The following is an 11,921-nucleotide window of genomic DNA, read 5'->3' on the forward strand; positions in this document are numbered from 1 at the left end:
CGTCGGCTCAAGCATTTTCTCGTTTTTCCGACGGTTTCACGGGAGCGTCAAGGGATGGCGCGGCTGGAAGTCTGGATTTGAGGAAAAAACAATGCTTCGCGGGCATCAAAGAGTGCCTCAAGCACCCGAAGACATTGAGCAACGCCTTCGAGCAAAGTTCTGGAGCGTTGCCTGACTTAGGCTTCGAGGGCGCGACGCAGCATTTCGAGGTCTTCGGCGATCTGGCCATCTTGGCCGCGCAATTCCTCAATGCGTTTTACACCGTGCATGACAGTGGTGTGGTCACGTCCGCCAAAGCGGCGGCCGATTTCGGGCAAAGAGCGCGACGTCAGCTGTTTGCACAGAAACATGGCCACCTGACGCGGGCGCGCAAAGGTGCGCACACGTTTGGGGCCGATCATATCGCTGAGGCGAATATTGTAGTGCTCGGCCACCTTGCGCTGGATCTCTTCAACGGAAATTTTGCGTTCTGATGCGCGTAGTACGTCGCTCAGACAATCCTGCGTGAGTTCCATAGTGATTTCGCGGCCAACGAGCGAGGCGAAGGCAAAAAGGCGGGTCAGTGCGCCTTCTAGGACGCGCACGTTGGTAGAGATGCGGTGTGCGAGGAATTCGAGGATACCGTCCTGAAGCTGAAGCTCTGGGTATTGGGCGCGATAGGCGTCGACCTTGGATTGCAGAATACCCAGTCGCAGTTCGTAGTCAGTTGGGTGCAGGTCAACAACGAGGCCGCATTGCAGACGGCTCTTGATGCGCTCTTCAAGATCCTTGATTTCACCCGGAGCGCGGTCTGCTGAGATGATAATTTGTTTGTTCTGGTCCACGAGTGCGTTGAATGTGTGAAAGAATTCCTCTTGCGTTGAGTCTTTTCCGGCGATGAATTGCACATCGTCAACCATCAGAATGTCGACGGAGCGGAACAGTTGTTTGAAGTCCATCATCTTGCGGTCGCGCAAGGCTTGGACGAAACGGTACATGAATTGTTCGGCGGATAAGTAAAGCACGTTTAGGTCGGGTCGATGAGATTGCAGTTCCCATGCGATGGCGTGCATAAGGTGAGTTTTACCTAGACCGACGCCACCATAGAGAAACAGCGGGTTGAATGTGACAGGGCCTCCTTCAGCAACCCGTCGCGCGGCCGCATTGGCTAGTTCGTTTGGCTTACCGACGACAAAGCGATCGAAAGTGAAACGCGAGTCAAGTGGCGCGCCGGTCATTGCCGTATCGCGAACTGAGGACGATTTGTCCGAGCTATTTGTGATTGATGCATCTGATTTGAGCGCAACAGGCGGGGTTTTTGGAGAATTAGCCACGACAGAAAAGCTGATGCGCTGAACACGTTCGCCGGATTTGGTGAGGTGGTGCAGGATCAAATCGCCGTAGTTTTGCGTCACGTAGTTGCCAATAAAGTTTGTAGGCACGTTAAAGCGCGCCACACCCTCGGTAAGTTCGGCAAACTCGATAGGTTCAATCCAAGTTTTGAAGTTGTTTTGCCCGACCGAATTTAGAAGGTCCTGTCTTAACGCGCCCCATTGTTCCTTTGTCATCTGTCCCCAAGTTCCTTCAATCGTGCCATGCCGGGCTTTGCCCGATCGTTCCTGTATTCCGTCGACACAATACCTTGAAAGGGTGGAAGAAAACCGCTTCCTAAGACAAACACTACCCCTCTTTCCAAAAGCTCTCACCTTCAGAAAGTCGTTTGCCTTACGCGCATGAGCGCAACTCCAAAAGAACAGTCGCAGACCAAATACATTCTGCCCATGCAAGACTCACTCTACCGAAAGAGTAACTCATTGCAGCGCCGAACACGGCTGATTGCCAAAAGCAATTTGGCGTCTGTTCCCCCAAGGCGATGTGAATCGCAAGACCGAAATTAGCAACTGGTGAGGGGCGCGGGCAACTGATCTTCGATCTTGACTCTGGGATTCCTCAAAAAGAATCTCTGGGCCGATTAACAGGCGTCCAAAATGAAAAAAGGCGCCACCGGACGGGGCGCCTTTTCTATCAATGGTTTGTCCGAAAAATCACGCCATCGCTTTGACGCGGGCGGCCAGACGGGACATTTTCCGCGATGCTGTGTTTTTGTGGTAAACGCCCTTGGTGACGCCACGCATCAATTCTGGCTGTGCTGCGCGCAGAGCTGCGGTAGCCGCGTCTTTGTCACCGGATGCGATGGTTTCTTCAACTTTACGCAGGTGTGTGCGGATGCGCGAACGGCGTGCTTTGTTTATTTCGAGGCGACGCTCGTTCTGACGGGCGCGTTTCTTTGCCTGGGGCGAATTTGCCATGAATCTGTGACCTTTACTTGGTTCGGTTCGTATGTGGATGCGTGCAACGTCCCGAACAGGCCTCTCTACTCCAAGAGAATCGATTCAAGCCAGAGCGGGCTGCACGCGCATGTATGACGGCGGCGTATAGCCTTTTCGAAAGTGAATGCCAATAGAATTCTTGGCGTTGCCGAAACACCTCGCTTTGATTGAGATCGAGTTAGGGTTTTAGTCTGCTTCGCCGACCATAGAATCGTACGGGGATGCAAAAAAGACGGGAGAACATACCGATGTTTGTGGTTAAGTCCATACAGCTGCGTACCACATGCCAACAACCACCGCCTGGAATTCGAATCAAGTGATTAACGGCGTAACCGATATTCACAAAGCCTTTCAGGAACACCACTCCGATAACCTTGCCGGGGCTTTCAAAGCGATGGTCACAAATCTTGGTTTAGAAATACCCACCTCTAAAGGCCTTCTTGAGGAAAAAACGAATGCCCATTCTATCCGGTGGAACGTGTTCATGGGCGATAGCGTCGGGGGCGGCCGCAACGAGCGCACCGCGTTGAGTAAGGCGATAAAAGAATTGCCAGTCCTCGCCGCCGATTTCCGAAAACTTGGTGTCGTAGATGTCTTCAGGCTGACCGTGAAGGTTATCTGAGCGGATCAGCAGATTACCAGCCCCCAAAATCTCCGGCGTCGGTATCGAGAAGACCACCTTTTTCGAGCCACTTTGGCAACCCGTTTTTGCGGTCAGCCAGCACAGGTCCACTGACAAACTCTGCATTGGTGTCGCGAGCCGCGCGCAAAAGTTTAGGAAGCCATTGCGGACTGGGCCATTCATCATCGTCAATGCAAGCGATATACTTGGTATTTAGGTTTATCGCCGACTTCATTACTTGGTTACGCACCGGCGAAAGACTCGGCTCTGGGAAAACGGAATAGTGAATTGTCAGTCGATCGCGAAACGCCTCAACCACATGCGCTAAGGGTTTTTGGCCGTTGTCGGCGATGCAGATTTTTGGGCGAGGTTCGTCTAAGACAGTACAGAAGGTTTCAAGTAAGTAACGCAAATATTCCGGTCGGTCACATGTGCAAAGCGCAATGCAGACCGTTTCGTAGGTTCAGTGATCACTATTTGTCCCGGAATTGAGCTTCGCGTTTTTCGATGAACGCGGCCATGCCTTCGGATTGGTCTTCGGTCGCAAAAAGTGCGTGGAAGGCACGGCGTTCGTAGAGCAAACCCTCGGCCAAAGTGGATTCGAAGCTCCGATTGACCGCTTCTTTAGCAGAGCGTGCGGCGATCAACGATTTTTCGGCAATCTTTTGAGCCGCGCTCATCGCTTCCTCCATCAGTTTTTTGGATGGCACAACACGGCTGACGAGGCCAGCGCGCTCTGCCTCAGCGGCGTCCATGAAACGACCGGTCAGGTTCATGTCCATTGATTTGGCTTTGCCCACTGCACGCGTCAGGCGCTGGCTTCCGCCCAATCCAGCAATAACTCCGAGGTTAATTTCGGGCTGACCAAACTTGGCCGTTTCGGATGCAATGATGAAATCGCAGGCCATTGCCAGTTCGCATCCGCCGCCCAGAGCATAGCCAGAAACAGCCGCGATCACAGGTTTGCGAATGTCCTGAATGCCGTCGCCAAAAGTGGCAAACAGATTGACGTCGTTTACATCCGCAAAGGACATTTCGGACATCTCCTTGATGTCGGCACCAGCGGCGAACGCTTTGTCAGACCCGGTAATGACGATGCAGCGCACCTTGTCATTACCGTCGGCATCGCCGAGGGCCTTTAACAACTCGGTCAGCAATTGCTGATTTAGAGCGTTCAGAGCATCGGGTCGGTTCAGTTTGATAAGTGCGACGTGATCTTCGATGTCGACGTTGATCGTCTCAAAAGCCATGGACTGAGCTTTCCTTTGTTCTGGTCAGAACTGATTCCTTACCACTTGCGCGGAGCGGATCAAGTTATCTTTGGCATTGCGGGCAATAGAAGGATGATCTTCCTGATTGTATGATTCGGGCGATTTTGGCGGTGCACGATGGGGTGCGGCACGGGTCATTTTCCCGGCTGTATACATCAAAGGAGTGTTGGAAATATCCAAGCTCTCCATCGGCTTGGCGGAAATCACGCAGTGAAGAGCCACCAGCGGTAATCGCATCCCGCAGCACCTGACGGATGATCGGAACAAGGGGAGCTACGCGTTTCGCCGCGATGGAGCCAGCTTTGCGCTTGGGGGAAATTTGGGCACGAAACAGTGCTTCGCAAACGTAGATATTGCCGAGCCCGGCGACGATTCTTTGATCCAGAAGCGCCGATTTGATCGGAGTGTTGCGCCCGGACAGCTGGTCGATGAGATAGGCCTCTTCAAAAGTGTTGCCGAGAGGTTCGGGGCCAAGTTTGGCAAGCAGAGGGTGGGTGGCGGCAGTGTCGGTGGGCAAGAGGTCCATCGCGCCGAAGCGGCGAGGATCGTTGAAGGTGATGCGCGCACCGTTGTCCATGTCAAAGACCACATGGTCATGTTTCTGAGCCTGTGGGTGATTATGTGCGAACTGTCCCAGCGGGTCACCAGAAACAGTCATGCGGCCGGACATGCCCAGATGCACCAAGAGCGTCTCGCCTGTGGAGAGATCTGCGAGGATGTATTTTGAGCGTCGGCGCAATTGGGTGATTTTAGCACCGGTCAGGCGGTTGGCCATATTGTCGGGAAAGGGCCAGCGCAAGTCGGGTCGATTGACCTGCGCTTTAGCGATCACCGCGCCCTCCATAGCGGGTTGCAGGCCGCGGCGAACGGTTTCGACTTCGGGGAGTTCTGGCATTCTGGGTCGATCCGGTTAGGTCACGTTGCGGCGAGGTTTGCACGGGATCATGCAGAGACGCAATCGCCGCATTGTGCCCCGTTTGCCGCGCCTATAAGAAGGTTGCGACATCAAGAATGGACCCGTGCCATGAGCGATCAGACCAGCAAGACCACACATTTCGGATTTGACACTGTGCCGGAGGCCGAAAAGGCTGGGCGGGTACAGGGTGTATTCAACTCAGTCGCGTCAAAATATGACGTGATGAATGACGTTATGAGCATGGGTATCCACCGCGTCTGGAAAGACGCGATGATGGATTGGCTGGCGCCACGTCCGGGCCAGAGATTGCTCGATGTGGCGGGTGGGACGGGTGATATTTCGTTCCGTTTTCTAAAGCGCGCGGGTGCGGGCCATGCAACTGTTCTGGACCTGACCGAGCCGATGTTGATCGAAGGACGTCAGCGCGCGGAGGCAGATGCCATGGCCGAAAGTCTGGATTGGGTGGTTGGTGATGCGATGGCGCTGCCGTTTGAGGACAACACTTTTGATGTCTACACGATCAGCTTTGGCATTCGGAATGTCACGCGCCCACAAGAGGCGCTGAACGAAGCATTCCGCGTATTGCGGCCAGGCGGGCGGTTGATGGTTTTGGAGTTTAGCCAGATCCCGAACGAGATGATGCAAAAGGCGTATGACCTTTATTCCTTTAACGTCATTCCGCGCATGGGGCAGGCGATTGCCAATGACCGAGACAGTTACCAGTACCTTGTGGAATCAATCCGTAACTTTCCAGATCAGGAGACGTTTCTGGATATGGTGAAGATTGCCGGTTTTGGGAATGCGAAGTACCGGAACCTGTCGCTGGGCATCGCCGCACTGCATTCGGGTTGGAAGCTTTGAGAGGGCCGCATAACATTCTGCGCCTGATCCGAACGGGCGCGACGATGGAACGAACTGGCGCCATGAAAGTGGTGATGGATGCGTTTGAAACACCGCCTTTGGTGCGGATGGCCGCGCGCGGGTTGGTTTGGCCGTTTCAGTGGCTGGGGTACAAGGGTGATCCCGACATGCCGCCGGTGCCGCGTGCCCTGACGGCATTGGGTCCGGCCTATATCAAGTTTGGTCAGGTTCTGTCGACGCGGCCCGATGTGGTGGGCGGTGATCTGGCGACGGAATTGCGGGTGTTGCAGGACAAGTTGCCACCATTTGATCTGGCTGTGGCCAAACGGGCCGTAGAGAGTGAGCTGGGGCAGTCGGTTGACGAGGTGTTTTCCGCCTTTTCCGAGCCTGTTGCGGCGGCATCGATTGCGCAGGTACACCGCGCGACATTGGCTGAGACGGGCGAAGATGTTGCGGTCAAAATCCTACGCCCGGGGATCGAGCGTGCGTTTCAGAAAGACGTAGACGCATTTTATTTTGCTGCGGACTCGATTGAATTCCTATCTCCTGCTTCGCGGCGGTTGCGCCCGCGCGACGTAATTGAACACTTTGATGGTGTGGTTACGGGTGAACTGGATTTGCGGCTTGAGGCAGCATCGGCAAGCGAGTTTGCGGCGAATACGGTTAAGGATGCGGGCTTTCAGGTGCCCGAGGTCAAGTGGGAGTATTCGGCGCGCCGGGTGATGACGCTGGGCTGGGCTGAGGGCGCGCCGATGGGCGACAATGCAGCGCTGGATGCGGCGGGGCATCATCGGCATTCTTTGGGCAGCCGGGTGTTGGAGTTGTTTCTAAGCCATGCGTTGCGGGACGGGTATTTTCACGCGGATATGCATCAGGGCAACCTGAAGGTGGCCGCGAATGGCGATATAATTGCGTACGATTTCGGGATCATGGGGCATATCGACGAGTATACTCGACGGGTTTATGCCGAGATCCTGTATGGATTTATTCAGCGTGATTACTTGCGAGTGGCTGAGGTGCATTTCGAAGCAGGATATGTTCCGGCGGATCGGGATGTGGACGAGTTTGCGCGCGCGTTGCGTGCCGTGGGTGAGCCGATCTTTGGCATGGACGCGACGCGGATTTCGATGGGGCGATTGCTGAGCTATCTGTTCGAAGTGACAGAGCGGTTCGGTATGGAGACGCGTACCGAGTTGATCCTGTTGCAGCGCACGATGGTTGTGGTTGAGGGTGTGGCTAGGTCGCTGGACCCGGAAGTGAACATCTGGGATGTCGCTAAGCCCGTCGTGGCGCGATACATCGAGGAAAGTATTGGGCCGAGGGCACTTGGTAAGGATCTGATGAAAACGGCACGGGTTCTGATGCGGTTTGGCCCCCGTCTGCCGGGATTGGTTGAAGGTGCGTTGATCCGGCAAGCAGTGGCTGATGAACCGGTCAAATCGCGTAGTTGGAGTTTGCTGATTCTGGGTGGTGTCGTCGCTGCAGGGATTGGGTTTGCGGCCGGAGTGGCCGTTGTTCTTTTGGCATAGTTTCAAGAAACCCGCCTTTGGACAAGGTGGGCCAAAGGTACGCTTCTTGGGCGTAAGGAGTGTGTGAATTGGCATCCGTAATCCGTTTGTTCAGCGAAGGGTTTCGCATATTTTTCTTTGCTGCGGGATTGTTCGGTGCCGTTTTGGGGCTGGTTTGGGTTGGCTGGCTCGCGCTGGATGTGCGTTCCGTCGTGGATGGTATGGCGGCGCCATATCAGTGGCACGCGCATGAGATGGTTTTTGGTTACGGGCTTGCTGCAGTTGGCGGTTTCTTTCTGACGGCGGTGCCGAGTTGGACCGGCACGGATGCTGCGTCGCTTTGGTTCGTAATTTTGGTTTTTGGACTGTGGGCGCTGGGCCGGGCGGCGGTTTGGGCAGCACCGGTATTGCCGAGTGGGCTGGTCATGACGCTGGACCTACTGTTTGTGCCGGTTTTGGCGAGCAAGATATTGAGCCAGTTGTCAAAACGCCCCAAACCGCAAAACATGGTTTTTCTATCAATGCTTTGTGCATTGTGGGTGGCGAACTTGTTGGTGCATCTCGAGTGGGCTGGCATCACCGGCGAGAGCGCGACACAGGGGCTGCGGGCTGGATTGCTGTGCCTTGCCGGTTTGATCGCACTGCTCGGCGGACGGGTAACGCCGGCCTTTACGCGCAATGCAATGAAGCGCGCGGGCGTGGCGGAAGCTGATTGGCCGGTCACGCCAAGTGTCCTGAACAAAGCGACGATGGTTCTGGCCGTTGGGTTGCCTTGGGTGGCAATTATGGCGCCGCCTTTCTGGGTCGGCAGCTGGGCTTGCTTATTAGGGACGGTTCAATTGTTGCGTATGCTGAAATGGCGCGGTTTGTGGACTGTTGACCAGCCGATACTGTGGTCGCTGCATCTTGGAATGGCGTTTCTGGCGCTTGGGTTGATCCTGTTTGGATTGGCGTCCGGGGGGATTGGAAGCGAAAGTGGCGCGATTCACGTGCTTGGTTTGGGGGCTATTGGCGTGATGACGGTGGCTGTCATGAGCCGTGCCGCACTGGGGCATACGGGCAGACCGTTGGTGGCAGGGCGCAGCTTTGCATTTGTTTACGGATTGATAGCTCTCGCGACTGTCTTGCGATGGCTGGCGCAGAGCCATCAAAGCGCGTTGATCGGATCGGGATTGATTTGGTCGCTCGCGATGCTGGTGTTCGCGCTGGCCGTTTGGCCGATTGTGTCGCAACCGAGACTAAACACGCCCTGAGCCGCGCATAGCGCGGCTATGCCCAACGCTTTTTGGCGCAGCTTGCTGCGTCAAAAAGGAGCGGGAGCACTTTGTTTTCGGCACCGCCGAACTAAAAGGTGGGCGATGCCGGAAAGAATGTGGTCGATTTAGTTAATCAAACCGGCGTGACGCAGTGCATCGTCGATTTGTGCCTTGGTTGTATCGCTGAGGCAGGTGAGCGGCAGACGTACTTCCTCGTTACACAGACCAAGACGCGACATTGCAAATTTTGCACCCACAAGACCGGGTTCGATAAAGATTGCTTCATGCAGAGGCATCAGTCGGTCTTGGTATTCCAGCGCCGTGACATAGTCACCCGCAAGCGTTGCCGCCTGAAATTCGGAGCAAAGGCGCGGAGCGACGTTTGCTGTTACCGAGATGCAGCCGACGCCACCGTGCGCGTTAAAGCCCAGTGCGGTTGCGTCTTCACCAGAAAGCTGGACGAAATCCGCACCACAGCTGGCGCGCTGTTGGCTGACGCGCGCAAGATCGCCGGTTGCATCCTTTACGCCCACGATGCGTGGAAGTTTGGCCAATTCACCCATGGTCGCGGGTGTCATGTCGACAACCGAGCGGCCGGGAATGTTGTAGATGATGATTGGCAGGCTGCAGCAATCATGCACTGCGGTGAAGTGCGCGATGAGGCCGCGTTGGGTGGGCTTGTTATAGTATGGCGTCACCACGAGAATCGCATCAGCGCCCACTTTTTCGGCGTGTTGCGCCAGGCGGATGGATTCGAGCGTGTTGTTTGACCCTGCCCCGGCAATGACCGGCGCACGGCCAGCAGAGGCGCGCACGACTTCTTCTACCACGGCTTCGTGTTCTTCATGGGTCAGAGTCGGGCTTTCACCGGTAGTGCCAACTGGGACAAAACCGTTTGTACCTTCACCAATATGCCATTCGACCAGCTTCTTGAGCGTTTCCAAATCCAGCTCGCCGTTCGTGAACGGCGTGACGAGTGCGGGGTAAGACCCTTTGAACATGGCACGCTCCTTTTTCTGCGTAGCTGGGCAGGATTGCCCGTATAGAAATCGCGCGGACACTAGCGAGAAGTCGCCGCCTTGCCAAGAATGTGAATTGTAGGCAGGTTGGTGCACGATTTATTGTTTAGGCTCTATCCTTTTTTGCATTGGAAATTGCAAGTCATGTTGCGTCTTTGTCTGCCCCTGTTGCTGTGGGTTTTTAGTGTTGGAGCCATTTTTGCCCAAGGGACGGCCGACATGAAGGCCGCAATGGCCTCGGTTTGGGCCAAGGAATGGAGCGGTGCGGTCGAAGCTGTGGCCCAGAGCGATGCCGTGGCCCGGGATATGATCGAGTGGCACCGACTGCGTGCAGGCGAGGGCACACCGCAGGAGGTGCTAGCATTTTTGGAGCGTCGTGCTGATTGGCCGGGGTTGGCGTTTTTGCGCAAGCAAGCCGAAGAGGCGTTTGTCGATGCACCCTACGAGGCGCGGCTGTCGTTCTTTTTGAATGAGTCGGCGCAGACCGCCGAAGGTGTTTTGGCCCATGCAGATGTATTGCAACGCATCGGAGAGGCCGGCGCGGCGGAAGCGGAAATTGTGCTGGCGTGGCGCACGATGGGGTTGAATGCTCCGACGCAGGCGGTTTTTCTGGAGCGCCACGGCGATATATTGAAGCCGCATCACATAGCCCGGTTGGACGCGATGTTATGGAAGGGTTGGCGTGACAATTCTGAACGCATGTATGACTTGGTGCCGGACGGCTGGGTCAAGCTGGCACAGGCGCGGCTTGGACTACGCGAACAGGTCAATGGAGTAGATACGCTGATTGCCGCTGTCCCGGCGGGGATGCAGAGCGATCCGGGATTGGCACACGAGCGGTTTGTGTGGCGCCACCGCAAGGGTCGCGACGATGCGGCCATTGAGCTGTTATTGGCGCGCAGCAAAGCGGGGTCATTGGGTGAAGCGGCAGAATGGGCTCCGAGACGGCGCTCTTTGATGCGAAGTCAGATGCGTGCGGGAAACTATCAGCTGGCATATGATATCGCTTCATCCCACGGATTAGCGCCGGATTCGGGATACAGCTACTCTGACTGCGAATGGCTTTCCGGGTATCTTGCGCTGCGATTCTTGGGCAAGCCTGAGCAGGCGGCGGTGCATTTTGTACGCTTTGCCCAGACAGTTGAAACGCCAATTTCGCTGGGTCGGGCGGGATACTGGATGGGGCGCGCCTATGAGGCTATGGGGGATGCTGAAACCGCTCAGCTGGCCTATGCCGCTGGGGGCGCGCATCAAACGAGTTTTTATGGTTTGCTGGCCGCAGAGAAGGCCGGAGTGCCATGGGATGAAAGCCTGCGTGGTGATGAAGTTTTTGCGGATTGGCGGCAAACTGACTGGGCGCATTCGAGCGTGCACACGGCGGCGGTGAAGTTTCTGGAAGCCGGTGAATTGACCCGAGCCGAACAGTTTTGGGTGCATTTGAGCGAAGGGCAGGATCGTGCCGGGTTAGGCCAGATGGGTACAATGGCACAAGAGCTGGGTGCGCCGCATATAGCGGTGATGCTGGGCAAAAAGATCGTGCGTCGTGGGATTACATTGCCGGGGCCGTATTATGCGCTGCATCCGCTCAAGGATCAGAACCTGCCAGTGCCCGCAGAGTTGTCGCTGGCAATCGCGCGTCGCGAGAGCGAATTTGACCCTGTCGTGGTGAGCGGCGCAGGCGCGCGTGGCTTGATGCAGTTGATGCCGGGTACGGCGCGGCAAGTGGCAGCGGCCACCGGGGAAATTTATTCCAACGCGTGGCTGACATCGAAGCCGGATTATAACGCGCGGCTTGGCAGTGCTTATCTGGCCGGGTTGGGGCGACAGTTTGATGGGAACATCATCATGATTTCCGCCGGATACAATGCCGGACCGGGGCGGCCGATCCGGTGGATGGAGCGCAACGGCGATCCGCGCGGGGGCAGTGTCGAGGACATGGTGGATTGGATCGAAATGATCCCGTTCAACGAGACGCGCAACTATGTGATGCGTGTTTCCGAGAGCCTGCCAGTATATCGTGCGCGTTTGGGAAAGAACCCTCATCCGGTGTCGTTCGGACGTGAGATTGTCGGGGACACGATGCTGCCCGTGGAGTGAGGCGCATACAGAAGTACCAAATAGTGCTAGACTATCCATCAAAGACGACCGGGCACGATGAG

Annotated in this window: 11 protein-coding genes; 5 read left to right on the forward strand and 6 right to left on the reverse strand. The window is 55.9% G+C overall.

Annotated features, from left to right (window positions below):
- Positions 1 to 176 precede the first annotated feature (176 nt).
- Both dnaA and rpsT read right to left on the reverse strand, forming a co-directional pair.
- Entirely contained in the window at positions 177 to 1,547 is a 1,371-nt protein-coding gene (gene dnaA / locus CLV88_RS15485; RefSeq protein ID WP_106609325.1) for a chromosomal replication initiator protein DnaA, read from the reverse strand.
- A gap of 477 nt (positions 1,548 to 2,024) precedes the next feature.
- Positions 2,025 to 2,288, reverse strand: a complete 264-nt coding sequence (rpsT, locus tag CLV88_RS15490; RefSeq protein ID WP_106609326.1) for a 30S ribosomal protein S20 — start codon at positions 2,286 to 2,288, stop codon at positions 2,025 to 2,027.
- A gap of 304 nt (positions 2,289 to 2,592) precedes the next feature.
- On the opposite strand from rpsT, the gene CLV88_RS15495 reads away from it, so the two are divergent.
- Entirely contained in the window at positions 2,593 to 2,931 is a 339-nt protein-coding gene (locus CLV88_RS15495) for a hypothetical protein (RefSeq protein ID WP_106609327.1), read from the forward strand.
- 13 nt (positions 2,932 to 2,944) lie between these two features.
- Here the strand turns inward: CLV88_RS15495 and CLV88_RS15500 are convergent, their stop codons facing one another.
- The 3 genes from CLV88_RS15500 to mutM all read right to left on the reverse strand — a co-directional run bounded on the left by CLV88_RS15500 (position 2,945) and on the right by mutM (position 5,097).
- Positions 2,945 to 3,376, reverse strand: coding sequence for a glycosyltransferase (locus CLV88_RS15500; protein ID WP_106609328.1), 432 nt, complete (start codon positions 3,374 to 3,376; stop codon positions 2,945 to 2,947).
- 28 nt (positions 3,377 to 3,404) lie between these two features.
- Entirely contained in the window at positions 3,405 to 4,181 is a 777-nt protein-coding gene (locus CLV88_RS15505; protein WP_106609329.1) for an enoyl-CoA hydratase, read from the reverse strand.
- A gap of 64 nt (positions 4,182 to 4,245) precedes the next feature.
- Positions 4,246 to 5,097, reverse strand: coding sequence for a bifunctional DNA-formamidopyrimidine glycosylase/DNA-(apurinic or apyrimidinic site) lyase (gene mutM, locus CLV88_RS15510; RefSeq protein WP_106609330.1), 852 nt, complete (start codon positions 5,095 to 5,097; stop codon positions 4,246 to 4,248).
- Between the two features lie 129 nt (positions 5,098 to 5,226).
- Between mutM and ubiE the strand changes: the two genes are divergently transcribed.
- From ubiE to CLV88_RS15525, 3 genes are all read left to right on the forward strand, one after another.
- Positions 5,227 to 5,979, forward strand: a complete 753-nt coding sequence (gene ubiE / locus CLV88_RS15515) for a bifunctional demethylmenaquinone methyltransferase/2-methoxy-6-polyprenyl-1,4-benzoquinol methylase UbiE (RefSeq protein WP_106609331.1) — start codon at positions 5,227 to 5,229, stop codon at positions 5,977 to 5,979.
- Positions 5,976 to 7,508: a 2-polyprenylphenol 6-hydroxylase gene (gene ubiB, locus CLV88_RS15520; protein ID WP_106609406.1), complete on the forward strand. Its 1,533-nt coding sequence runs from the start codon at positions 5,976 to 5,978 to the stop codon at positions 7,506 to 7,508. The genes ubiE and ubiB overlap by 4 nt, the downstream gene beginning before the upstream one ends.
- Positions 7,509 to 7,576: 68 nt before the next feature.
- Entirely contained in the window at positions 7,577 to 8,740 is a 1,164-nt protein-coding gene (locus tag CLV88_RS15525) for an NnrS family protein (protein WP_106609407.1), read from the forward strand.
- A 128-nt stretch (positions 8,741 to 8,868) separates the two neighbouring features.
- On the opposite strand, the gene dapA is transcribed toward CLV88_RS15525, so the two are convergent.
- A complete protein-coding gene (gene dapA / locus CLV88_RS15530) occupies positions 8,869 to 9,744 on the reverse strand; it encodes a 4-hydroxy-tetrahydrodipicolinate synthase (RefSeq protein WP_106609332.1) in 876 nt (291 codons plus the stop codon).
- 162 nt (positions 9,745 to 9,906) lie between these two features.
- Between dapA and CLV88_RS15535 the strand changes: the two genes are divergently transcribed.
- Positions 9,907 to 11,859, forward strand: a complete 1,953-nt coding sequence (locus CLV88_RS15535) for a lytic transglycosylase domain-containing protein (RefSeq protein ID WP_106609333.1) — start codon at positions 9,907 to 9,909, stop codon at positions 11,857 to 11,859.
- The last annotated feature ends 62 nt before the right edge of the window (positions 11,860 to 11,921 follow it).

The sequence above is a fragment of the Shimia abyssi genome (assembly GCF_003014475.1).
GTDB lineage: Bacteria > Pseudomonadota > Alphaproteobacteria > Rhodobacterales > Rhodobacteraceae > Shimia > Shimia abyssi.

Excerpts from the sequence above, each read along its gene's own strand:
- dnaA (WP_106609325.1), bottom strand. The coding sequence starts at position 1,547 with ATGACAAAGGAACAATGGGGCGCGTTAAGACAGGACCTTCTAAATTCG.
- rpsT (WP_106609326.1), bottom strand. The coding sequence starts at position 2,288 with ATGGCAAATTCGCCCCAGGCAAAGAAACGCGCCCGTCAGAACGAGCGT.
- CLV88_RS15495 (WP_106609327.1), top strand. The coding sequence starts at position 2,593 with ATGCCAACAACCACCGCCTGGAATTCGAATCAAGTGATTAACGGCGTA.
- CLV88_RS15505 (WP_106609329.1), bottom strand. The coding sequence starts at position 4,181 with ATGGCTTTTGAGACGATCAACGTCGACATCGAAGATCACGTCGCACTT.
- mutM (WP_106609330.1), bottom strand. The coding sequence starts at position 5,097 with ATGCCAGAACTCCCCGAAGTCGAAACCGTTCGCCGCGGCCTGCAACCC.
- ubiE (WP_106609331.1), top strand. The coding sequence starts at position 5,227 with ATGAGCGATCAGACCAGCAAGACCACACATTTCGGATTTGACACTGTG.
- dapA (WP_106609332.1), bottom strand. The coding sequence starts at position 9,744 with ATGTTCAAAGGGTCTTACCCCGCACTCGTCACGCCGTTCACGAACGGC.
- CLV88_RS15535 (WP_106609333.1), top strand. The coding sequence starts at position 9,907 with ATGTTGCGTCTTTGTCTGCCCCTGTTGCTGTGGGTTTTTAGTGTTGGA.